The organism is Streptomyces sp. NPDC001832, from assembly GCF_040297265.1.
Lineage (GTDB): Bacteria > Actinomycetota > Actinomycetes > Streptomycetales > Streptomycetaceae > Streptomyces.
Genome location: NZ_JBEOYU010000001.1, coordinates 306918 through 327694 on the forward strand (window position 1 = coordinate 306918; position 20777 = coordinate 327694).

The following is a 20777-nucleotide window of genomic DNA, read 5'->3' on the forward strand; positions in this document are numbered from 1 at the left end:
CGCCCGTCAGTAGCGGTACGGCTGCTCGTTGTAGCCGGTGTCGTAGCCGTTGGGGTACGGGGCAGGCTCTGTGGGCTGCTCCGGGGGGGCGGACGGGTACTGCTCGCCCTCGCGCTGCTGAGGCACCCAGACACCGCCGGGCGGGGTCTCAAGGGCGTACGGATCGGCGGCGTACTGCTGTTGTCGGCCACCGTGGCTGTCGAAGCCGTTGCCGTGGCTGTCGTAGCCGTTGCCGTAGCTGTCGTACGAGACGTACTGCGTGGAGCCGCCGGTGGTGCCGGTCCCGATGTACGGGTCGGAGTACGCGGCGTACTGCTGCTGGCCCGTGCCGTAGTCGTGCTGCCCGGCGAAGGACTCCTGCCCGGCGAAGGGGTCCTGATCGCCGAAGGAGCCCTGACCTGCAAAGGAGCCCTGACCTGCGTACACGTCCTGGCCCGCCGCCGCGTACGCGGAGTGGTCGGCGTAGGGGTCGTACGCGGCGTGCTGGGGCTGTTGCCCGGGCTGCCCGCCCTGGTTCTGTCCCTGCTGCGCCTGCGGGTGATCGCCGTAGATGCCGTACTGCCCCGTGTCGTCCGGCAGCGGCTCCAACTCGTAGACCGCAGGGCCCGGTGCCACGGCGTCCGCCCGCTGCAAGACCTGCTCGTCGTGCTCCATCTCCAGGTCCGACACCTCGAGAGTGGGCTCGCGCCTGTCTCGGTCGCTCCCGCCCCGGCGGCGACGGCTCTCGCCGGGGCCGCCCCCTATCGCCCAGCCGGTCGAGAAGCCGCGCCGGAAGGACAGCGTGACGTAGGTCTGACCGGTCGCGAACGCAATCGTGCCGACGGCGATGACGAACACGGACGGCATCAGTACGCCGACGACCACGCAGCAGAAGCCTGCGAAGGCGAGCAGACGCCAGCGAAGGCGCGCCTTGTACTGCAGGAGCACCTCACCGAGCAGCCACAGCGCGACGATTCCGAACGCGATGTAGAGGACTGTCCAGCCCATGCCCGCCCCTCCTACGGCCACCGCCCGGGTCGTGGCGGGTACGGCCGGTCACGACTGCTTGTGCAGTCCGAGATTCTCGTAGATTTCGAGCGTCGCCGTCGAGTTGTTGAGCGTAATGAAGTGCAGTCCGGGGACACCCTCGGATCGCAGCCTCGCGCAGAACTGCGTTGCGAAGTCGATGCCAATGGAGCGTACAGCGGCGGGATCATCCTTGACGGCGAGGATGCGTTCTTTCAGCGCGGAAGGGAAAGACGCGTTGCTGAGTTGCGCAAACCGGTCCAACTGCTTGACGCTGGTCAGCGGCATGACCTCGGGAATGATCGGCGTTTCGCAACCCGCAGCGACCACGCGGTCACGCATCCGCAAATAGTCCTCCGGATTGAAGAACATCTGGGTGATCGCATAGTCGGCACCGGCGCGGCACTTGTCCACGAAATGCCGGATGTCGGTGTCCCAGTCGGTCGAGCGCGGGTGCATCTCGGGAAATGCCGCGACGCCGACACAGAAATCGCCGGATTCCTTGATGAGCCGGACGAGATCGGCCGCGTACCGCAAGCCCTGCGGGTGCTCGACCCACTCGCCCATCGGGTCGCCGGGCGGGTCTCCGCGCACGGCGAGGATGTTCCGGATCCCGGCGTCGGCGTACTGCCCGATCATGTTGCGCAGCTCGGCGACGGAGTGGTTGACCGCCGTGAGGTGCGCGACCGGGGTGAGGGTGGAATCGGCGGCGATCTGCTGGGTGGCCTTGACCGTCCCGGCACGGGTGGAGCCACCGGCCCCGTAGGTCACGGAGACGAAGCTCGGTCCCACCGCCTCGACGCGGCGCAGCGCATTCCAGAGATTCCGCTCACCCTTCTCGGTCTTGGGCGCCCAGAACTCGAACGAATACGAAGTCTTGCCGGTAGCGAGGAACTCACGCACCGTGCGCGCGTGGTCTGTCCTGGTAGAGGGTGTGCCAAGGGCCATACCGGCAGGTTAACCAGAGCGCGACGGCCACAGGACCAGGCCAGCGTTAATTGCCCGAATTGACCGGTTGTTTGTCCACCCTTCGGACATCTGGCCGAATCACGCTCCGGCGCGCGCCCGGATTCTCTTGGCCAGCTCGGCGGTGGCGGCGGCCGGATCGGTGGCCTCGGTGATCGCCCGTACGACGACCACCCGGCGCGCTCCGGCGTCCAGCACCTCATCGAGATTGCTCGCGTCGATCCCGCCGATGGCGAACCAGGGGCGCCGCTGGTGCAGCGACGCTGCGTACCGCACGAGGTCCAGGCCCGGTGCGTGCCGGCCGGGCTTGGTCGGGGTGGGCCAGCAGGGGCCGGTGCAGAAGTAGTCCACGCCGGGCTCGGCGACGGCAGCGTCGACCTCGGACTCGGCGTGGGTGGAGCGGCCGATCACCACGTCCTGGCCGATGATGGCGCGGGCGGCGGGGACCGGCAGGTCGCCCTGGCCGAGGTGCAGTACATCGGAGCCGGTGGCGTGGGCGACGTCAGCCCGGTCGTTCACCGCGAGGAGCTTGCCGTGGCGCCTGCAGGCTTCGGCGAAGACCGCCAGGTGTTCGATCTCCTCGGCCGCTTCCATGCTCTTGTCGCGCAACTGGACGATGTCCACCCCGCTGGAGAGGACGGCGTCGAGGAACTCGGGGAGGTCACCTTGGCGCCTGCGGGCGTCCGTGCACAGATAGAGCCGGGCATCGGACAGCAGGGCGCGAGGCGTGGACATGGTGCGGTTCCCCCTGGAGAGCGTTGTGGAGCGGTTGCCGGTACGGCGCGGGGATGCGGGCCGCACTGCAGCGCGGCCCGCACCCTCACATGCGGCCTGCGGTCAGACGGCGAGCGCCTGGGCGCGGCGCTTCACCTCCGTGCCGCGATTCTCGCTCAGCGCCTGGGCAGGGGTGCCCGGCAGGGTCGGGTCGGGGGTGAAGAGCCATTCCAGCATCTCTTCGTCGGTGAAGCCGTCGTCCTTCAGGAGCGTCAGGGTTCCGGAGAGGCCCTTGACCACCTTGTTGCCCGCGACGAAGGCGGCGGGCACCTGGAGCGCCCGGTTCTCACCACGGCGTACGGCGATGAGCTGGCCCTCCTTGACCAGCTGCCGCACGCGTGTCACCTCGACACCGAGCATTTCGGCGATGTCGGGAAGGTGGAGCCAGGCGGGGACGAGAGCATCGATCTTTGCGTCAATCTCGGTCACAGGGACAAGCGTGCCATCCCGGACCGACAGTCGGTAGCCAGGCCGACCGTACGGGGGTACGGAACGCGTCAGAGGGTTGCCGACTTCAGCGGTACGGAGGGGTCGGCGGCCCGTGCCGGATCGAGCCGCACCCCCGCCTCGATGAGCTTGCGCCCCTGCGCCAGATCACGTGGCCGGCCGACGGCGAGGACCGCGACCAGGACGCCGTCCCGCAGCCAGCACACCGACCAGGAGGGACCGGCCGGATCGCCGCGCCACAACAGGGTGTCGGCGCTCCCGTGATGGCCCGCGTACTGCACGAACCGGTCGAACTGCTCGGACCAGAAGTACGGCACGGGGTCGTACGTCTGCGGCGCCGGGCCGTCCTCGGCCCCCGCCCCGATGATGTTGGCGGCGGCGGTCCGCGGGCCCTGGAGGGCGTTGTCCCAGTGGTGGATGAGAAGGCGTTCGCCGTACCGGGCGGAGGGGAACGAGGCGCAGTCACCGACCGCGTACACATCGGGCAGCGAGGTGCGCAGCGCCCCGTCGGCGGTCACCGATCCGTCGGGGCCGAGCGCGATGCCGGAGTCGGCCAGCCAGCCGGTGGCGGGCCGTGCGCCGATTCCGACGACGACCGCTCCGGCCGGGATCGTGCGGCCGTCCGCGAGGATCACCCGGCCGGGTTCGATGCGGGCGACCCGGGCTCCGGTGAGGAGTTCGGCGCCGCTCTCGGCGTACCAGGCGGTCATCGGAGCGGCGACCTCGGCGGGCAGCGCGCCCGCGAGGGGCCGGTCGGCGGCCTCGACGACGGTGACCTCGCAGCCGGCGGCGCGGGCCGCGGTGGCGAATTCGGCACCGATCCAGCCCGCGCCGACGACCACGACACCGTGCTGCCGGTCGAGGACGGGCCGCAGCCGTGCCGCGTCGTCGAGGGTGCGCAGCAGATGGACCCCGGGAACTCCCTCGGCACCGGGCAGGACGACCGGTTCGGCGCCGGTCGCGATCACCAGGACGTCGTAGGGAACGGGCCCTGACAGGGTGTCCAGCTCATGCGCGCCCGGCCGCACACCGGCGACCTCGCGGCCCAGTTGCAGATCGATGTCCAGCGCCTCGAAGTCGACATCGAAGGCGGAGCCCTCGGCCTTGCCGAGCAGCACCGCCTTGGACAGCGGAGGCCGGTCGTAGGGCTGGTGCGGCTCGGCGCCGATCAGGGTGACGGGGCCGGCGAAGCCCTGTTCCCGCAGGGCCACCGCCGTCTGCACGCCGGCCATGCCCGCGCCGACGATGACGACGCGGCGCCCGGCCCGCCGGTCCTGCTGCTCTGACTGCCGCTGCTCGCTCACCCGTACACCTTAAGCATCTGACGGATCGTCAGGGAAGGGGGGAGTTCTTCCACCGTGCTCGTCCCGCGAGGGACGGGGTTTAGGGTGGCCGACGGAAACACTCGCGGGAGCCCGGACGCACCGGGCTGAGAGGGAGGCTGCGGCGGCCTCCGACCGTACGAACCTGATCCGGGTCATGCCGGCGAAGGGAGGGGCTGGACGCCCATGCGTTCTTCTCGGAACAAAAACGGATCCGACGTCCTTGTCATCGGGGGCGGGATCATCGGTCTGGTGACCGCCTGGCGGGCCGCGCAACGCGGACTGGGCACCGCGGTCGTCGATCCCGAACCGGGCGGCGGGGCCGCCCGAGTGGCTGCCGGCATGCTGGCCGCCGTCACCGAACTCCACTACGGCGAACAGATGCTGCTGGGCCTCAATGTCGCCTCGGCCGCCCGCTATCCGGCCTTCGTGGCCGAGCTGGAGGCGGCGAGCGGACAGGAGACCGGCTTCCGCGCCTGCGGCACCCTGGCCGTCGCGCTGGACTCCGACGACCGTGCCCATCTGCGGGAGCTGCACGCCCTGCAGCAGCGGTCGGGCCTGGATTCGCAGTGGCTCACCGGCCGCGAATGCCGTCGCCTGGAGCCGATGCTCGCGCCGGGCGTCCGCGGCGGTCTGCGGGTCGACGGCGACCATCAGATCGACCCCCGTCGGCTGGCCGCCGCGCTGCTGACCGCCTGCGAACGGGCAGGGGTGGTCTTCCACCGCGGCTGGGTGGAGCGTCTGACGGTGATGCGCGACCAGGCCGCCGGAGCCGTACTCGCCGGGGGTACGGAGCTCGCCGCCGACCAGGTCGTGCTCGCCGCGGGCAGCCTCAGCGGCCGGCTCCCGGGGCTGCCGGACGAGGTCGTACCGCCGGTCCGGCCGGTGAAGGGGCAGGTGCTGCGGCTGACCGTGCCCGCCGTGTACGCACCCTTCCTCACCCGGACGGTCCGGGCCGTCGTCCGGGGCAGCCATGTCTATCTCGTACCGCGCGAGAACGGCGAACTGGTCGTCGGCGCCACCACCGAGGAGATGGGCTGGGACACCACCGTCACCGCGGGCGGCGTCTACGAGCTGCTGCGGGATGCCCACGAACTGGTGCCCGGCATCACCGAACTACCGCTCACCGAGACCCGGGCCGGCCTGCGCCCCGCCTCCCCCGACAACGCCCCGCTGCTCGGGCCCACCGCCCTGCCCGGCCTCCACCTCGCCACCGGCCACCACCGCAACGGGGTGCTGCTCACCCCCGTCACCGGTGACGTCATGGCTCAGCTGCTGGCCGAGGGCGAGCTGCCCGAGCTGGCCCGCCCCTTCACCCCACACCGTTTCTCGTCCGCCGCCGCCTCCGTACGTCAGGAGCAGTCCGCATGACCGAGCCCGCACCGCTCTCCGTGTCCGTGAACGGCGAGGTCCGTTTCCTCGCCGCGGGCACCACCCTGGACACCCTTGTCGCCACCCTGACCGCCGCGCACTCCGGCGTCGCGGCCGCCGTCAACGAGACCGTCGTCCCGCGCGGCCAGTGGCCCACCGCCGCACTCAGCGACGGTGACCGCATCGAGGTCCTGACCGCGGTCCAGGGAGGCTGACCATGTCCGACGACCTCTTCGTCCTCGGCGACATCACCTTCGGCTCCCGGCTGATCATGGGGACCGGCGGGGCACCCGGCCTCGACGTGCTGGAACGCTCCCTGACCGCCTCCGGCACCGAGCTGACCACCGTCGCGATGCGCCGCCTCGATCCGACCGTCCAGGGCTCGGTGCTCTCCGTGCTCCAGCGACTCTCCATCCGGGTCCTGCCCAACACGGCGGGCTGCTTCACCGCGGGCGAGGCCGTACTGACCGCCCGACTGGCCCGCGAGGCGCTCGGCACCGACTGGATCAAGCTGGAGGTGGTGGCCGACGAGCGCACCCTGCTGCCCGACCCGATCGAACTGCTGGACGCCGCGGAGACCCTGGTGGACGACGGCTTCACGGTGCTGCCGTACACCAATGACGATCCGGTGCTGGCCCGCAGGCTCCAGGACGTGGGGTGCGCGGCGGTCATGCCGCTCGGCTCCCCCATCGGCTCCGGCCTCGGCATCCGCAATCCGCACAACTTCCAGCTGATCGTCGAGCAGGCCCGGGTGCCGGTGATTCTCGACGCGGGTGCCGGGACGGCCTCGGACGCGGCGCTGGCGATGGAGCTGGGGTGCGCGGCGGTGATGCTGGCGTCGGCGGTGACCAGGGCCCAGGAGCCCGAACTGATGGCCGCGGCGATGCGGCACGCGGTGGAGGGCGGGCGGCTGGCGTACCGCGCGGGCCGTATCCCGCGCCGCCACTTCGCCGAGGCCTCGTCGCCGGTGGAGGGACGCGCGGTGCTGGACCCGGAGCGCCCGGCGTTCTGACCCACCGGGGTGCCGTGGGCCGCGTGTCCCTGTCACGGCTCGGCTGCAGTACGGCCCGGGGCTGCCCCGGCGAGTGGGCCGTGTCCGTGGCGGCTCGTAGACTCGCATGCGTGGATACGACCCTCCAGGACCCTCTCGTCGGGCAGCTGCTCGACGGCCGCTACCGCGTCGATGCCCGCATCGCCGTGGGCGGCATGGCCACGGTCTACCGGGCCGTGGACACCCGGCTCGACCGGGTGCTCGCCCTCAAGGTGATGCACCCGGCGCTCGCCACCGACGCCTCGTTCGTCGAGCGCTTCATACGCGAGGCCAAGTCCGTGGCCCGGCTCGCGCACCCCAATGTGGTCGCGGTCTTCGACCAGGGCGCCCAGGGGCAGTACGTCTACCTCGCGATGGAGTACGTCGCGGGCTGCACCCTGCGCGACGTGCTGCGCGAGCGCGGCGCCCTGCAGCCGAGGGCCGCGCTGGACATCCTGGAGCCGGTCCTGGCCGCCCTCGGCGCCGCGCACCGGGCGGGCTTCGTGCACCGCGACATGAAGCCGGAGAACGTCCTGATAGGGGACGACGGCCGGGTCAAGGTCGCCGACTTCGGTCTCGTACGGGCAGTGGGCGCCGTCACCAACACCACCGGGTCCGTCCTGGGCACCGTCTCCTATCTCGCCCCCGAGCAGATAGATCAGGGCACGGCGGACACCCGCACCGATGTGTACGCCTGCGGTGTCGTCCTGTACGAGATGCTGACCGGATCCAAACCGCATGCCGGTGACACTCCCGCCCAGGTCATCTACCAGCACCTCAACGAGGACGTCCCGGCCCCGTCAGCCGTCGTCCCGGGGCTCCCCGTCGAGCTCGACGACCTGGTGGCGAGCGCCACCGCCCGTGCCCCCCAGGGGCGCCCGTTCGACGCGGTGGCGCTGCTCGCCGAGACTCGCGAGGCCCGCTCCGGCCTCACCGACGCCCAGCTGGACGCCGTACCGCCGCAGGCCCTCGCCGAGGCGCACGACGCCGCCGAGGACCGTACGAGCGTGATCCCGCGGCTGCTCCCGGCCGACCAGGGCGTCGCCCATCACACCAGCCGGCTGGAAATGCCACCGCAGCCCGCCCCGTACGAGGGGCGCCGCCGCGGTCCGCAGCGCCCCGTCATCGCCGTGGTCGTCGCCGTGCTGCTTGCACTGGGGATCGGCACCGGCGTCTGGTACATCAACTCCGGGCAGTTCACCCAGGTCCCCTCCGTGCTCGGCCAGACCGAGAAGACCGCCCAGGCACGGCTCTCGGACGCCGGCCTGGAACTCAAGAGCGTGAAGCGGGCCTACAGCGACACCGTCGAGCGCGGCAAGGTCATCAGCAGCGACCCCGAGTCCGGCGCCCGCATCCGGGGGAACGACGCGGTGACGCTCGTCGTGTCGCGTGGCCCCGAGATCGTGAAGGTGCCCGATGTCCAGGGCCTCTCACTCGCCGACGCCAGGCGCGAGCTGAAGGAGGCCGGCCTGGTCCCCGGCATGGTCACCAAGGAGTTCAGCGAGGAGACGGAACGGGGCGACGTGATCCGTACGAACCCCGTGGCGGGCACCGAGCGCCACTCCGACTCCGCGGTCGCCCTGGTCGTCAGCAAGGGTGCTCCGGTCGATGTCCCCGATGTCACCGGGCTTTCCGTCGAGGACGCCACCGCCGCGCTGGAGGAGGAGGGGCTGAAGGCCGAGGCACTGCCCGACCGGATCAACTCCCCCGAGGTCGCCGGCGACATCGCCCATCAGTCGCCGGCCGCTGGCAGCCAGGCCGTCGAGGGCGACACCATCACGCTCACGGTCTCCAAGGGGCCGCGGATGATCGATGTCCCGGACGTCACAGGGAAGAACGTCGACGACGCCAGGAGCGAGCTGGAGGACGCGGGCTTCGAGGTCAAGGTCGACCGCCCGTTCCTCTCCTTCAGCGACACGATCGCGAGCCAGTCCGTCGACGGCGGCGAACAGGCCCCTGAGGGCAGCACCATCACCATCAAGACCAAGGGACTCTAGTATTTATGCGCAACCCAGTCGGCGGCCATGTCCCCGTGGCCGGCGGCCTCGCCAAGGTCGGCCTCGCCTACGCCCACACGATAGGGGCGGAGGCCGTCCAGGTCTTCGTCGCCAACCCGCGCGGCTGGGCGACGCCGGTCGGCAACCCGGCCCAGGACGAGCGGTTCCGCGCCGAATGCGCCGCCGCCTCCATACCGGCGTACGTGCACGCTCCATATCTGATCAACTTCGGTTCGCACACCGAGGCCACGCTCGAGAATTCCGTGGAATCGTTGCGGCACTCACTGCGCCGGGCCCGTGAGATCGGCGCCCTGGGCGTCGTGGTGCACACGGGATCGGCGACCGGCGGCCGGCCACGCGAGCAGGCCCTCGCACAGGTACGCACGCACATGCGGCCGCTCCTGGACGAACTGACACACGACGACGACCCGTATCTGCTGCTTGAGTCGACTGCCGGGCAGGGGTTCTCGCTCTGCTCCCGGATCTGGGACTTCGGCCTGTACTTCGACGCGCTCGACGCCCACCCCAAGCTCGGCATCTGCCTCGACACCTGCCATATCTACGCGGCGGGCCACGATCTGACGGGCCCGGCGGGCATGCGGCAGACCCTGGACCTGCTGGTGGACACCGTGGGCGAGGGCCGGCTGAAACTGATCCATGCCAATGACTCCAAGGATGTGGTGGGAGCCCACAAGGACCGGCACGAGAACATCGGCGCCGGGCACATCGGCGAGGAGCCGTTCCGGGAGCTTTTCACTCATCCGGCGACCGCCGGTGTACCGCTGATCATCGAGACGCCGGGCGGCAAGGAAGGTCATGCGGCGGATGTAGCGCGGCTGAAGGGGCTGCGCGACCGGGGCTGAGGACCTCGGCCCCGCACTGGTTTCCCCAGCGAGGAACACCCCATGGGGTCATATGGTCAGGGGGGCCCGCCGACAGCCGTCGGGTCAGAGCTCGGGGCCGTCCCCGGGCTCTTCCTGGTAGGAGTAGCGCTGCTCGCTCCATGGGTCGCCGATGTTGTGATAGCCGCGCTCCTCCCAGAAGCCGCGGCGGTCGGCCGTCATGTACTCGACACCCCGGACCCACTTGGGCCCCTTCCAGGCATAGAGATGCGGCACGACGAGCCGGAGCGGGAAGCCGTGCTCGGCGGTGAGCAGCTCACCGCCCTTGTGAGTGGCGAAAAGTGTTCGGTCCGAGGCGAAGTCGGAAAGCCGAAGGTTCGAGCTGAATCCGTACTCGGCCCAGACCATCACATGGGTGACGTTCGGCGCGGGTGGCGCGAGTTCCAGGACCGTACGGGCGAGCACTCCGCCCCATTCGGCGTCGAGCATGCTGAATTTGGTGACGCAGTGCAGGTCGGCAACGACCGAGGTGAACGGCAGCACCGAGAACTCCTGATGGCTCCAGCAGTGCTTCTCGCCGTCCGCCGTGGCACCGAAGACCCGGAAATCCCAGCGGTCGGGCTTGAACTTGGGCACGGGCCCGTAGTGGGTAACCGGCCAACCGCGCTGGAGTCGCTGTCCCGGCGGAAGCTCGGACTGCTCTGGCGCGCTGTTTTCCCGGCTTTCCGGCTGACCCATGACTCCATGGTGACAGACAGGAAGGGATGATCCCGACCAAGGTACTGACAATTCGGGCAACTCGTACTAAGCCTGCACTTACTGGACGATCAAGGGGTGCGGTGCGAGGATGCCGCCAACTTGCCCAGTTCACCGGTTGGAAGGAGCCTCTGCGATGCAGGGCGACCCCGAGGTCCTTGAGTTCCTGAACGAGCAGCTGACCGCCGAGTTGACCGCCATCAATCAGTACTTCCTGCATGCAAAGATGCAGGACAACTTCGGCTGGACGAAGCTCGCGAAATACACCCGCTCCGAGTCGTTCGACGAGATGAAGCACGCCGAGATCCTGACGGACCGCATCCTCTTCCTCGATGGGCTGCCCAACTACCAGCGCCTGTTCCACGTGCGGGTGGGTGAGACCGTCACCGAGATGTTCCAGGCCGACCGCCAGATCGAGGTGGAGGCGATCGACCGCCTCAAGCGCGGGATCGAGCTGATGCGCGGCAAGGGCGACATCACGTCCGCGAACATCTTTGAGTCGATCCTGGAGGACGAGGAGCAGCACATCGACTACCTCGACACCCAGCTGGAACTGATCGAGAAGCTCGGCGAGCCACTCTACATCGCCCAGCAGATCGAGCAGCCGGACAGCTGAGCCCGGGCGGGATCAGGCTGCTTCGGAGAGACGGATGCCCGGGGCGATACCGGGGGAGGTACCCAGATCTGTCTCGGGTGCGGCGTCCGTGGCGGCGTCGGCGGGGGTGCCGGGCGTCCGCTTCCGGTCGAGCAGCTCGCGGCGCGGGCAGGCGCCGCGGCCGAGCACGGTCTGGATTGCACGGACGCAGCCGCCGCAGTCCGTGCCCGCCTTGCAGACGGAGGCTATCTGCCGGGGCGTGCACGCCCCGGCTTCCGCATGTTCCTTGACCTGCTTGTCCGTAATACCGAAACACGAGCAGACGTACATGCGGTTCACCTCCCGGCGGGATCGGTCGTTGCTGCCACCCCGTTGATCGGTGAGGCTAACCTAACCTTACCCGGCGCCCAAAACCGTTGAAAGCCCCCGAAGGCCCTGTGGGGCACGGATCACATCGATCCGTGCCCCACAGTCGTACACGCACTACCTGCGGTGATGCCTACTGGTCCCGGTACATCTCGGCAACCAGGAACGCCAGGTCGAGGGACTGGCTGCGGTTGAGCCGCGGATCGCAGGCCGTCTCGTAGCGCTGGTGCAGATCGTCCACGAAGATCTCGTGTCCGCCGCCGACGCACTCGGTGACATCGTCACCGGTGAGCTCGACGTGGATGCCGCCCGGGTGCGTGCCGAGGCCCTTGTGCACCTCGAAGAAGCCCTTGACCTCGTCCAGGACGTCGTCGAAGCGACGGGTCTTGTGGCCGGAGGCGGCCTCGAAGGTGTTGCCGTGCATCGGGTCGGTCACCCACGCCACGGTGGCTCCGGAGGCGGTGACCTTCTCGACCAGGTCGGGGAGCTTGTCGCGGACCTTGTCAGCGCCCATCCGGACGATGAAGGTCAGTCGGCCGGGCTCGCGCTCCGGGTCGAGGCGGTCGATGTAGCCGAGCGCCTCCTCGACGGTGGTCGTCGGTCCGAGCTTGACGCCGATGGGGTTACGGATCTTCGAGGCGAACTCGATGTGCGCGCCGTCCATCTGGCGGGTGCGCTCACCGATCCAGACCATGTGGCCGGAGGTGTCGTACAGCTGGCCGGTGCGCGAGTCGGTGCGGGTCAGTGCCGACTCGTAGTCCAGCAGCAGACCCTCGTGCGAGGCGTAGAACTCGACGGCCTTGAACTCGGCCGGGTCCGTACCGCACGCCTTCATGAAGTTCAGCGCGTTGTCGATCTCGCGGGCGAGCGCCTCGTAGCGCTGGCCGGACGGCGACGACTTCACGAAGTCCTGGTTCCAGGCGTGCACTTGGCGCAGGTCGGCGTAACCACCAGTGGTGAAGGCGCGGACCAGGTTCAGCGTGGAAGCGGATGCGTGGTACATCTGCTTCAGCCGGTCCGGGTCCGGGACGCGGGCTTCCTCGGTGAAGGCGAAGCCGTTGACGGAGTCTCCGCGGTAGGTCGGCAGGGTGACGCCGTCGCGGGTCTCGGTCGACTTGGAGCGCGGCTTGGAGTACTGCCCGGCGATCCGACCCACCTTGACGACGGGTACGGACGCCGCGTAGGTCAGGACGGCGCTCATCTGGAGCAGCGTCTTCAGCTTGGCCCGGATGTGCTCGGCCGACACGGCGTCGAAGGCCTCGGCGCAGTCACCGCCCTGCAGCAGGAACGCCTGGCCCTTGGCGACGGCTCCCATGCGGTCACGCAGCTGGTCGCACTCGCCCGCGAAGACGAGCGGCGGATACGACGCGAGGTCCGCGAGTACATCGCGCAGAGCCTCGGCATCGGGGTACTCGGGCTGCTGCGCCGCGGGAAGGTCTCGCCAGGTGTTGCCACCGGCGACGGAGGTATTGGCGTTCACGGTCACATCGACAACATTACGGGGTCGGGCGGTGCGTCCCTCCGGAAGCTCAACAGATGAGACGCGCGCTCGGATGACGTGGTCATCCGCTGGTCATCCGTTAGGGTTCGGAACATGTTCGCGCAGACAAACCAGAACTGGTGGTGGACCGCTCATCCGGCGGCCCACTGATCGATCGCGCGCAACAGACCACGCGAAGGCCGCCCGAGGGGCGGCCTTCTCTGCGTTTCGGGAGCCGTTCCTCCCTCCGGAAGGAACACCCCCATGCCTCACCGCACCGACCTCGTCATCGAGAGGCTTCTGCGTGACGACTGCCCGCCGTTCGCGCTGCTGCGCCGACGCACCCCCGGCCACGACCAGGACACCGTCGAGGTGCTGATCGGCCCGGTGCGCGAAGCGGACCGGCTCGCCGATCTCCCGGTCGGTGCGCTGCCCTCGCTGGCCCTGGTGCCGTTCCGGCAGATCGCCGAGCGCGGTTTCGATGCGCGCGACGACGGGACGCCACTGTCCGTGCTGGCCGCGCAGGAGACGTACGAACTGCCGCTGACCGAGGTGCTGGACCACCTGCCGGTCCATGGGGTGCGGGTCGAGGGCGGCACCTTCGACGTCCCCGACGAGGAATACGCCGGGATCGTCCGGCGGGTCATCGAGGACGAGATCGGGCAGGGAGAGGGAGCGAACTTCGTCATCCGGCGGACCTTCCGGGGCGAGATCCCCGGCTTCGGCCGGGCCGACGCACTGGCCCTCTTCCGGCAGCTGCTGGCCGGTGAGCGGGGCGCGTACTGGACGTTCGTCGTACACACAGGTGACAGCGGGCCCGAAGGGCCCTTCGCATCCGGGCGGCGAGGGGTGACGGGTGGGCGGACGCTGGTCGGCGCCAGCCCCGAGGTGCATGTGCGGATGTCCGGCGGGACGGTCGTGATGAACCCGATCAGCGGGACGTACCGCTACCCCGCCGAGGGCCCGACCGTCGAGAATCTGCTGGCCTTCCTCTCCGACCGCAAGGAGAGGGACGAGCTCTCCATGGTGGTCGACGAGGAACTCAAGATGATGTGCACCGTCGGCGACATGGGCGGGGTGGTGGTCGGGCCGCGGCTCAAGGAGATGGCCCATCTCGCACACACGGAGTACGAGCTGCGCGGGCGTTCCTCGCTGGATGTGCGGGAGGTGCTGAAGGAGACCATGTTCGCGGCGACGGTCACCGGCTCCCCCGTACAGAACGCCTGCCGGGTCATCGAGCGGTACGAGCCCGGTGGCCGCGGCTACTACGCGGGCGCGCTGGCGCTGCTGCGGCAAGAGCCGGGCGGGGCGCAGACCCTGGACTCGCCGATCCTGATCCGTACCGCCGACATCTCGGCCGACGGGCATGTGAAGGTACCGGTCGGGGCGACGCTCGTACGCCACTCCGATCCGGACAGCGAGGTCGCCGAGACCCGTGCGAAGGCAGCCGGCGTGCTGGCCGCACTGGGGGTGCGGCCCGGCCGGCCGCGGGACGGGGCGGCACGTCCGCAACTGACGGGCGATCCGCGGGTGCAGGCGGCGCTGGACGCCCGGCGCGACGGTCTCGCGCCGTTCTGGCTGCGGATGCAGGAGCGTACGCACGAGCTGTCCGGCCATGCGCTGGTGATCGACGGTGAGGACACCTTCACCGCGATGCTGGCGCATCTGCTGCGCTCCTCGGGTCTGGAGGTGTCGGTGCACCGCTACGACGAGCCCGGGCTGCGCGAGCGCGTACGGGCACACGAGGGTCCGGTCGTGCTGGGCCCCGGGCCCGGGGATCCGGATGACACCACCGACCCGAAGATGCGGCTGCTGCGCGAGTTCGCCGTGGAGCTGGTCCGTGATCACCGGCACGGGCTGCTGGGGGTCTGCCTCGGCCACGAGCTGATCGCGGCGGAGCTGGGTCTGGAGATCGTCCGCAAGACCGTGCCGTACCAGGGCACGCAGACCCGGATCGATCTGTTCGGGCGGCCGGAGACGGTCGGCTTCTACAACAGCTTCACCGCGCGCTGCGACGACGGCGCGGTCACCGAGCTGGCGGCGCACGGTGTCGAGGCGAGCCTGGACGAGGCGACCGGGGAGCTGCACGCGCTGCGCGGTCCGGGCTTCGCCTCGGTGCAGTTCCACCCGGAGTCGGTGCTGACACTACGCGGCGCGACGATCGTGGCCGGGCTGCTGGCAGGGCTGCCGGTGGCCGGCTGAAGGGGGCTCGTGACCCCGGAGGAGCTCCGACGGTGGATATACGACCCACGCCCCCCCGGCGCGCCGCCCGGTCCCCGGTGCGCCGCTCAGCCGAAGAAGACACCCACCTCCGAGTAGAGGGCCGGATCGACGGTCTTCAGTCGGGCGGTCGCCACCGCGATCGGCACCCGGACGATGTCGGTGCCCTTCAGGGCGACCATCGCGCCGAAGTCGCCATCCCGCACGGCATCGATCGCGTGCAGGCCGAAGCGGGTGGCCAACCAGCGGTCGTAGGCGCTGGGGGTGCCGCCGCGCTGGACATGGCCGAGGACCGTTGTTCTGGCCTCCTTGCCGGTGCGGCTCTCGATCTGTTTGGCCAGCCATTCGCCGACGCCGGAGAGCCGGACATGACCGAAGGAGTCGTGCGATCCGTCCTTGAGGATCATCTCGCCCTGCGCAGGCATGGCACCTTCGGCGACCACCACGATCGGTGCGTAGCTCGTGCCGAATCGGGAGGTCACCCAGGCGCACACCTGGTCGATGTCGAAGCGCTGTTCCGGGATGAGGATGACATTCGCGCCGCCGGCCAGCCCCGAGTGGAGCGCGATCCAGCCCGCATGACGGCCCATCACCTCGACGACGAGGACCCGCATATGGGATTCGGCGGTGGTGCGCAGCCGGTCGATTGCCTCGGTCGCGATGGAGACGGCCGTGTCGAATCCGAAGGTGTAGTCGGTGGCCGAGAGGTCGTTGTCGATGGTCTTGGGAACGCCGACGCATTTGATGCCGTGTTCGTCGAACAGGGCCCCCGCCACGCCGAGGGTGTCCTCGCCGCCGATCGTGATGAGCGAATCGACCTCGTACTTGGCGAGGTTGTCCCTGATCCGGCGGACGCCGTGCTCCGCGCTGAGCGGATTGGTGCGCGAGGAACCAAGGATGGTGCCGCCGCGCGGCAGGATGCCACGCACGGCCGGGATGGAGAGCGGCACCGTCTCGCCCTCCAGCGGGCCGCGCCAGCCGTCCCGGAATCCGATGAAGTCGTAGCCGTACTCCTGCACGCCCTTGCGGACGATGGCGCGGATGACCGCATTGAGCCCGGGGCAGTCGCCGCCCCCGGTCAGTACTCCGACCCGCATGGAAGCATCCCTTCGCCGAAGTGAGCCCGCCGATGACCACGCTATTCGTGGTCCAGGTCGCTCGGGGATGGCCCGGAGGGGCGATTTGGGTGCATTACGGGGGCGCGGATGGGTCAGGCATCGTCGAGGCCGCGCTCGATCGCGTAACGCACGAGCTCCACCCGATTGTGCAACTGGAGCTTGCCCAGGGTGTTCTGGACGTGGTTCTGGACGGTGCGGTGCGAGATGACCAGACGCTCGGCGATCTGCTTGTACGAGAGCCCCTTGGCGACCAGCCGCAGCACCTCGGTCTCGCGCTCGGTGAGCTGCGGGGCCTTGGGTTCGTCGGAGGCGACCGGTGTGGGAGCGGAGGCGAGCCTGCGGTACTCGCCGAGGACCAGCCCGGCCAGCCCCGGGGTGAAGACGGGGTCGCCGACGGCGGTGGACCGCACGGCCTCGGTCAGCTCCTGCGTACTGGCCGACTTGAGCAGATATCCGGTGGCGCCGGACTTGACCGCCTCCAGTACGTCGGCGTGCTCACCGCTCGCGGACAGCACCAGGACGCGTAGCCCGGGGTGGGAGCCGACGAGTTCCTTGCAGACCTGAACGCCGGGCATGCCGGGCAGGTTGAGGTCGAGTACGAGGACGTCGGGGGAGGCGGCCTTCGCCCTGCGGACGGCCTGCGGTCCGTCACCGGCGGTCGCCACCACTTCGAAACCGGACTCGGAAAGATCGCGGGCGACGGCGTCGCGCCACATCGGGTGGTCGTCGACGACCATCACCGTGATGGTCCGCTCCTCGGCACCTTGAATGTTCTCCGTACTCATCCTGCTGTTCCTGCCTTCCCCCGTGAAACCTTCGGAACCTTCAACTCGACTTCGGTGCCCTGGCCGGGCACCGAAGTCAACTCTGCCGTGCCGCCCAGGTCACGCAGCCTTCCCCGGATGGACAGGGCGACTCCCATCCGCCCCTCCCGCTCGGCCTGGGCGAGCCGCCCGACCCGGATGCCGGGGCCGTCGTCCCGGACCGTCACGATCACCTCGTCCGGCCAGTCCTCGACGAGGATCCAGGCGTGGGCGTTCTCCCCCGCATGGACCCTGACATTGTCCAGGGCGGCACTGACAGCGGCCGCCAGCTCCTTCGCCGCCCCGTGAGCGAGCAGCACCGGTGCGCCCGGCTCCGCGAAGCTGATCCGGGAGCCGGCGTGCGGGGCGAGCAGGGAGCGCAGATCGCAATCGGGCTGCCCGGAAGGGGCGTCGTCGACCTCGACGCTGCGGACCACGGCGCCTTCGGCGGCGTCCTCGCAGACCCGGGTGGTGGGCACCAGACCGCTGGAGACCAGGGTGCGCAGGGCGACTTCCTGTTCCCCGGCCATCCGGCCCAGTTCGGCTGCCTCGCCGCCCAGCGCCGTGCCGCGGCGCTGCACCATCGCGAGGACCTGGAGCACGCCGTCGTGGATGTCGCGGGCCAGCCGTTCCCGTTCGCGGGTGGCGGCCTCGATCTCCAGGGCGCGGGCGAGGGTGCGCTCACTGGCCCTGGCCACCTCGACGACGTAACCGATGGCGATGGAGGCGACCCAGACCAGCAGGACGTTGTGGAAGGTGTCCCGGCTGGGCTCGCCGCGCTCGATGATGTTGGCGACGGCGACGAAGGTGGAGGCGAAGGCCGCCCAGCGCCAGCCGCCCTTGATGGCGAAGGCCAGCACGGAACCCGCGGTCCAGATGGACGGCAGCGTCGTACCGTCGATGTGCTGGGCGTCGAAGTCGGCGAGCGGGGTGAGGAGAATGCCGGCGAGGGCGAGGGCCAGATCGGCGCCGAGGAAGCGTTTGGTGCAGGCGACGGCGCCCGCGACCTTCGGGAGGGTGCCGAGCGTCCAGGCCACCATCACCACCAGGAAGACGACGGCCACCCAGGGCCGTTCGTACCTGTCCCGGCCGAAGACGGCGAGCAGGACCGCGTAGAGCATCGTCAGAATGCGGTACGCGGTCAGCGCGCGCCACAGCGGCTGCTCGACCGACATGCGTACGACCCGCTCGCGCCTGGCCACTTCCCCACCCCCCGGACGGAAACGACGCGGCTACGCGCCGAACCGTTCCGTCACCCTTGCGTTCCGGACGCTCTGCGCGTCTGCTTCTCCTCCTCGGCACGGCGCTTCGCCTCGTCCGCGATCTGCCGCTTGGCGGCGGTCGCGTAGATGTCGACGTACTCCTGGCCGGAAAGCTTCATGATCTCGTACATCACCTCGTCGGTGACCGAGCGCAGGATGAAGCGGTCCCCCTCCATCCCGTGGTACCGGCTGAAGTCGAGCGGCTTGCCGATCCTGATACCCGGGCGCATCAGCTTGGGAATCACCTGGCCCGGCGGCTGGATCTTCTCCGTGTCGATCATCGCGACGGGGATGACGGGCGCTCCGGTGGCCAGCGCCACCCGGGCCAGTCCGCCGGGCTTGCCGCGGTAGAGCCGGCCGTCGGGCGAGCGGGTGCCCTCCGGGTAGATACCGAAGAGCCCGCCGCTCTCGATGACTTCGATGCCCGCCTTGATGGCCGCCTCGCCGGCGCCACGAGCACCCGAGCGGTCCACCGGGAGCTGGCCGACACCTTTGAAGAAGGCGGCGGTCAGTTTGCCCTTCACGCCGGGCGCGGTGAAGTACTCGGACTTGGCGATGAAGGTGACCTTGCGGTCCAGGACGGCCGGCAGGAAGAAGGAGTCGGAGAACGACAGGTGGTTGCTCGCGAGAATCGCCGGCCCCTGCGCGGGGATGTTCTCCAGGCCCTCCACCCACGGCCTGAAGGCGAGCTTCAACAAGCCGCCGACGGAGAACTTCATTGCGCCGTAGATCAACTCGGGTGCCTCCTGTGTGCTGTCCGACAGACCTTATCCCGTGGGGCCGTCCGTGTTCCCGCCCGGCACGGAGCCGAAGCGGCCGGCGCCGTGACGCCCCTGGTCGGTGTCGGTCCGGTCGCGTACGGTGAGGTTAATCCTTCTGCACTCCCCCTTTCGCTCCCCTTCGAGCCTCACGAACAGGAGACCTTGGTGCCGGTCCTGCCTGGAGCCGAGCCGTTCCGCCACGAGGGCGGAGAGGTCGGCGTCCTTCTCTGTCACGGATTTACCGGTTCCCCGCAGTCGCTGCGCCCCTGGGCCGGCTATCTGGCGGAGCGCGGACTCACCGTCTCGCTGCCGCTGCTGCCCGGGCACGGTACCCGCTGGGAGGACATGCAGCTCACGGGCTGGCAGGACTGGTACGCGGAGGTGGACCGGGAGCTGCGCGCCCTGGTGGAGCGGTGCAGCCAGGTCTTCGTCTTCGGGCTTTCCATGGGCGGCGCGCTGACGCTGCGGCTGGCGGCGAAGCACGGGGACGCGATCAGCGGTCTGGTGCTCGTCAATCCGGCGAACAGGGTGCACGGCCTGTCGGCGTACGCACTGCCGGTCGCCCGCCACCTGGTGCGGACGACGAAGGGGCTGGTGAGCGATATCGCCCTGGAGGGCTCCGCCGAGGTGGGGTACGACCGAGTGCCGTTGCACGCGGCGTATTCGCTGCGGAATTTCTTCCGCCTGGTCGACGCCGAACTGCCCCAGGTCACCCAGCCGATCGTCTTGCTGCACAGCCCGCAGGACCATGTGGTGCCGCCCGCCGACTCGGCCCGGATCCTCAGCCGGGTGTCGTCGACGGATGTCGAGGAGATCCTGCTGGAACAGAGCTACCACGTCGCGACGTTGGACCACGATGCGGAGCGGATCTTCGACGAGAGCTACCGGTTCATCGGCCGCCTCGCTCCGAGCGTCGGCAAGAAGGGGAGCACGTCAGGTGGCTGAGCACGACGCGGAGCGCGCGGGCAGCGAGGAGGGACCCGAGTCCCTGCCCCCGGAAGGAACTGACCTTCCCGCGAAGGGAGCGCCCGCCCCCGACGACGGTACGGGTCCGCAGGATGCTGCTGCCCAGGAAGTGCCGCCGGGCGCCGACGGCGAGCGGTCCGGCCGGCCGATCGACGAGGACGCCGCGTGGAAGGCGATCGTGGCGGGGTACGGCGAGGAACCGGCCGACCCGCCGGGCGCCAGGCCGTTCAGGTCGGTCGAGGATCTCGCGCTGCTGGAGGGCGATCAGTCGGGCGTCCTGGATCCGGACAAGGGGGTCGGGAAGAAGACCCCGAAGCCGCCGGAGAAGCCGCTCGGCAGCTCGATCGTGTTCGCCCCCGGCGTCGCCGGTCCGCGCGACTACGAGGTCGAGGAGCCGAAGGACGGCGACATCGACGACAGCGACGAGGGGCATTTCGTCCCCCCGGAGCCGCCGCCGCTGCCGGAGGCCGATGTCACGGCGAAGTTCGCCTGGCTCGCGGTCGTCGGCGGTCCGGTGCTGATGCTGGTCGCGGTGCTGCTGCGGTGGGACATGACCTGGTGGCTCACGACGGTCTGCGTCGGCGGCTTCCTGGGTGGCTTCGTCACCCTGGTGGCGCGGATGGAGGACGACGACGAGGACGGCGACGACCCGGGGCGCGGAGCGGTGGTCTGAGACCGGGCCGGTCGAGGTGGCCC

The 20777-nt window shown here is 69.9% G+C and carries 22 protein-coding genes and 1 riboswitch; of the genes, 10 read left to right on the top strand and 12 right to left on the bottom strand.

The window, feature by feature from the left end:
• Positions 1-6 precede the first annotated feature (6 nt).
• The 5 genes from ABT115_RS01420 to ABT115_RS01440 form a co-directional block, all read right to left on the bottom strand.
• On the bottom strand, positions 7-987 hold the full coding sequence (locus ABT115_RS01420) for a hypothetical protein (RefSeq protein WP_351782607.1): 981 nt from the start codon (positions 985-987) through the stop codon (positions 7-9).
• Between the two features lie 48 nt (positions 988-1035).
• Entirely contained in the window at positions 1036-1953 is a 918-nt protein-coding gene (metF, locus tag ABT115_RS01425) for a methylenetetrahydrofolate reductase [NAD(P)H] (RefSeq protein WP_351782610.1), read from the bottom strand.
• 99 nt (positions 1954-2052) lie between these two features.
• The gene (thiE, locus tag ABT115_RS01430; protein WP_351782613.1) at positions 2053-2706 is read right to left on the bottom strand and encodes a thiamine phosphate synthase; all 654 of its coding nucleotides are present in this window, start codon (positions 2704-2706) and stop codon (positions 2053-2055) included.
• Between the two features lie 102 nt (positions 2707-2808).
• Positions 2809-3174, bottom strand: coding sequence for an Rv2175c family DNA-binding protein (locus ABT115_RS01435; protein ID WP_351782616.1), 366 nt, complete (start codon positions 3172-3174; stop codon positions 2809-2811).
• 68 nt (positions 3175-3242) lie between these two features.
• The gene (locus ABT115_RS01440) at positions 3243-4424 is read right to left on the bottom strand and encodes an NAD(P)/FAD-dependent oxidoreductase (RefSeq protein ID WP_502969005.1); all 1182 of its coding nucleotides are present in this window, start codon (positions 4422-4424) and stop codon (positions 3243-3245) included.
• A gap of 165 nt (positions 4425-4589) precedes the next feature.
• Positions 4590-4703, top strand: a riboswitch (TPP riboswitch).
• Between ABT115_RS01440 and thiO the strand changes: the two genes are divergently transcribed.
• From thiO to ABT115_RS01465, 5 genes are all read left to right on the top strand, one after another.
• The gene (gene thiO, locus ABT115_RS01445; protein WP_351782621.1) at positions 4701-5885 is read left to right on the top strand and encodes a glycine oxidase ThiO; all 1185 of its coding nucleotides are present in this window, start codon (positions 4701-4703) and stop codon (positions 5883-5885) included. (Overlaps the previous riboswitch by 3 nt.)
• Entirely contained in the window at positions 5882-6100 is a 219-nt protein-coding gene (gene thiS, locus ABT115_RS01450; protein WP_351782624.1) for a sulfur carrier protein ThiS, read from the top strand. Before thiO ends, thiS begins: the two co-directional genes overlap by 4 nt.
• Before the next feature lie 2 nt (positions 6101-6102).
• On the top strand, positions 6103-6897 hold the full coding sequence (locus tag ABT115_RS01455) for a thiazole synthase (RefSeq protein ID WP_351782627.1): 795 nt from the start codon (positions 6103-6105) through the stop codon (positions 6895-6897).
• 110 nt (positions 6898-7007) lie between these two features.
• Positions 7008-8912, top strand: a complete 1905-nt coding sequence (gene pknB, locus ABT115_RS01460; RefSeq protein ID WP_351782630.1) for a Stk1 family PASTA domain-containing Ser/Thr kinase — start codon at positions 7008-7010, stop codon at positions 8910-8912.
• A gap of 5 nt (positions 8913-8917) precedes the next feature.
• Positions 8918-9775, top strand: coding sequence for a deoxyribonuclease IV (locus tag ABT115_RS01465; RefSeq protein WP_351782632.1), 858 nt, complete (start codon positions 8918-8920; stop codon positions 9773-9775).
• Between the two features lie 84 nt (positions 9776-9859).
• On the opposite strand, the gene ABT115_RS01470 is transcribed toward ABT115_RS01465, so the two are convergent.
• Positions 9860-10492, bottom strand: coding sequence for a sulfite oxidase-like oxidoreductase (locus tag ABT115_RS01470; RefSeq protein WP_351782635.1), 633 nt, complete (start codon positions 10490-10492; stop codon positions 9860-9862).
• Positions 10493-10646: 154 nt separating this feature from the next.
• Between ABT115_RS01470 and bfr the strand changes: the two genes are divergently transcribed.
• Positions 10647-11126: a bacterioferritin gene (gene bfr / locus ABT115_RS01475; protein WP_351782638.1), complete on the top strand. Its 480-nt coding sequence runs from the start codon at positions 10647-10649 to the stop codon at positions 11124-11126.
• Between the two features lie 12 nt (positions 11127-11138).
• Here the strand turns inward: bfr and ABT115_RS01480 are convergent, their stop codons facing one another.
• Positions 11139-11435: a (2Fe-2S)-binding protein gene (locus tag ABT115_RS01480; RefSeq protein ID WP_351782641.1), complete on the bottom strand. Its 297-nt coding sequence runs from the start codon at positions 11433-11435 to the stop codon at positions 11139-11141.
• 169 nt (positions 11436-11604) lie between these two features.
• On the bottom strand, positions 11605-12951 hold the full coding sequence (locus tag ABT115_RS01485; protein ID WP_351783045.1) for a class II 3-deoxy-7-phosphoheptulonate synthase: 1347 nt from the start codon (positions 12949-12951) through the stop codon (positions 11605-11607).
• A 114-nt stretch (positions 12952-13065) separates the two neighbouring features.
• Between ABT115_RS01485 and ABT115_RS01490 the strand changes: the two genes are divergently transcribed.
• Positions 13066-13122, top strand: coding sequence for a trp operon leader peptide (locus ABT115_RS01490; protein WP_107408160.1), 57 nt, complete (start codon positions 13066-13068; stop codon positions 13120-13122).
• 93 nt (positions 13123-13215) lie between these two features.
• Entirely contained in the window at positions 13216-15153 is a 1938-nt protein-coding gene (locus tag ABT115_RS01495) for an anthranilate synthase family protein (protein ID WP_351782644.1), read from the top strand.
• 86 nt (positions 15154-15239) lie between these two features.
• On the opposite strand, the gene ABT115_RS01500 is transcribed toward ABT115_RS01495, so the two are convergent.
• The 4 genes from ABT115_RS01500 to ABT115_RS01515 all read right to left on the bottom strand — a co-directional run bounded on the left by ABT115_RS01500 (position 15240) and on the right by ABT115_RS01515 (position 19073).
• Complete coding sequence (locus tag ABT115_RS01500) at positions 15240-16268, bottom strand: 6-phosphofructokinase (RefSeq protein WP_351782647.1); 1029 nt, start codon at positions 16266-16268, stop codon at positions 15240-15242.
• 113 nt (positions 16269-16381) lie between these two features.
• Entirely contained in the window at positions 16382-17074 is a 693-nt protein-coding gene (locus ABT115_RS01505) for a response regulator (protein WP_351782650.1), read from the bottom strand.
• Entirely contained in the window at positions 17071-18294 is a 1224-nt protein-coding gene (macS, locus tag ABT115_RS01510) for a MacS family sensor histidine kinase (RefSeq protein WP_351782653.1), read from the bottom strand. Before macS ends, ABT115_RS01505 begins: the two co-directional genes overlap by 4 nt.
• Positions 18295-18344: 50 nt before the next feature.
• Positions 18345-19073 (bottom strand): lysophospholipid acyltransferase family protein, encoded by a 729-nt coding sequence (locus tag ABT115_RS01515; RefSeq protein WP_502969007.1) that lies wholly within the window; start codon positions 19071-19073, stop codon positions 18345-18347.
• A gap of 207 nt (positions 19074-19280) precedes the next feature.
• Here ABT115_RS01515 and ABT115_RS01520 point away from each other — a divergent pair, with 207 nt between their 5' ends.
• Positions 19281-20060, top strand: coding sequence for an alpha/beta hydrolase (locus ABT115_RS01520; RefSeq protein WP_351782659.1), 780 nt, complete (start codon positions 19281-19283; stop codon positions 20058-20060).
• On the top strand, positions 20053-20754 hold the full coding sequence (locus ABT115_RS01525; protein WP_351782662.1) for a hypothetical protein: 702 nt from the start codon (positions 20053-20055) through the stop codon (positions 20752-20754). The genes ABT115_RS01520 and ABT115_RS01525 overlap by 8 nt, the downstream gene beginning before the upstream one ends.
• The last annotated feature ends 23 nt before the right edge of the window (positions 20755-20777 follow it).

Excerpts from the sequence above, each read along its gene's own strand:
- ABT115_RS01470 (WP_351782635.1), bottom strand. The coding sequence starts at position 10,492 with ATGGGTCAGCCGGAAAGCCGGGAAAACAGCGCGCCAGAGCAGTCCGAG.
- metF (WP_351782610.1), bottom strand. The coding sequence starts at position 1,953 with ATGGCCCTTGGCACACCCTCTACCAGGACAGACCACGCGCGCACGGTG.
- ABT115_RS01440 (WP_502969005.1), bottom strand. The coding sequence starts at position 4,424 with ATGGCCGGCGTGCAGACGGCGGTGGCCCTGCGGGAACAGGGCTTCGCC.
- ABT115_RS01500 (WP_351782647.1), bottom strand. The coding sequence starts at position 16,268 with ATGCGGGTCGGAGTACTGACCGGGGGCGGCGACTGCCCCGGGCTCAAT.
- thiE (WP_351782613.1), bottom strand. The coding sequence starts at position 2,706 with ATGTCCACGCCTCGCGCCCTGCTGTCCGATGCCCGGCTCTATCTGTGC.
- ABT115_RS01495 (WP_351782644.1), top strand. The coding sequence starts at position 13,216 with ATGCCTCACCGCACCGACCTCGTCATCGAGAGGCTTCTGCGTGACGAC.
- thiS (WP_351782624.1), top strand. The coding sequence starts at position 5,882 with ATGACCGAGCCCGCACCGCTCTCCGTGTCCGTGAACGGCGAGGTCCGT.
- bfr (WP_351782638.1), top strand. The coding sequence starts at position 10,647 with ATGCAGGGCGACCCCGAGGTCCTTGAGTTCCTGAACGAGCAGCTGACC.
- ABT115_RS01515 (WP_502969007.1), bottom strand. The coding sequence starts at position 19,073 with ATGAAGTTCTCCGTCGGCGGCTTGTTGAAGCTCGCCTTCAGGCCGTGG.
- ABT115_RS01505 (WP_351782650.1), bottom strand. The coding sequence starts at position 17,074 with ATGAGTACGGAGAACATTCAAGGTGCCGAGGAGCGGACCATCACGGTG.
- ABT115_RS01455 (WP_351782627.1), top strand. The coding sequence starts at position 6,103 with ATGTCCGACGACCTCTTCGTCCTCGGCGACATCACCTTCGGCTCCCGG.
- thiO (WP_351782621.1), top strand. The coding sequence starts at position 4,701 with ATGCGTTCTTCTCGGAACAAAAACGGATCCGACGTCCTTGTCATCGGG.
- ABT115_RS01420 (WP_351782607.1), bottom strand. The coding sequence starts at position 987 with ATGGGCTGGACAGTCCTCTACATCGCGTTCGGAATCGTCGCGCTGTGG.
- ABT115_RS01465 (WP_351782632.1), top strand. The coding sequence starts at position 8,918 with ATGCGCAACCCAGTCGGCGGCCATGTCCCCGTGGCCGGCGGCCTCGCC.
- ABT115_RS01480 (WP_351782641.1), bottom strand. The coding sequence starts at position 11,435 with ATGTACGTCTGCTCGTGTTTCGGTATTACGGACAAGCAGGTCAAGGAA.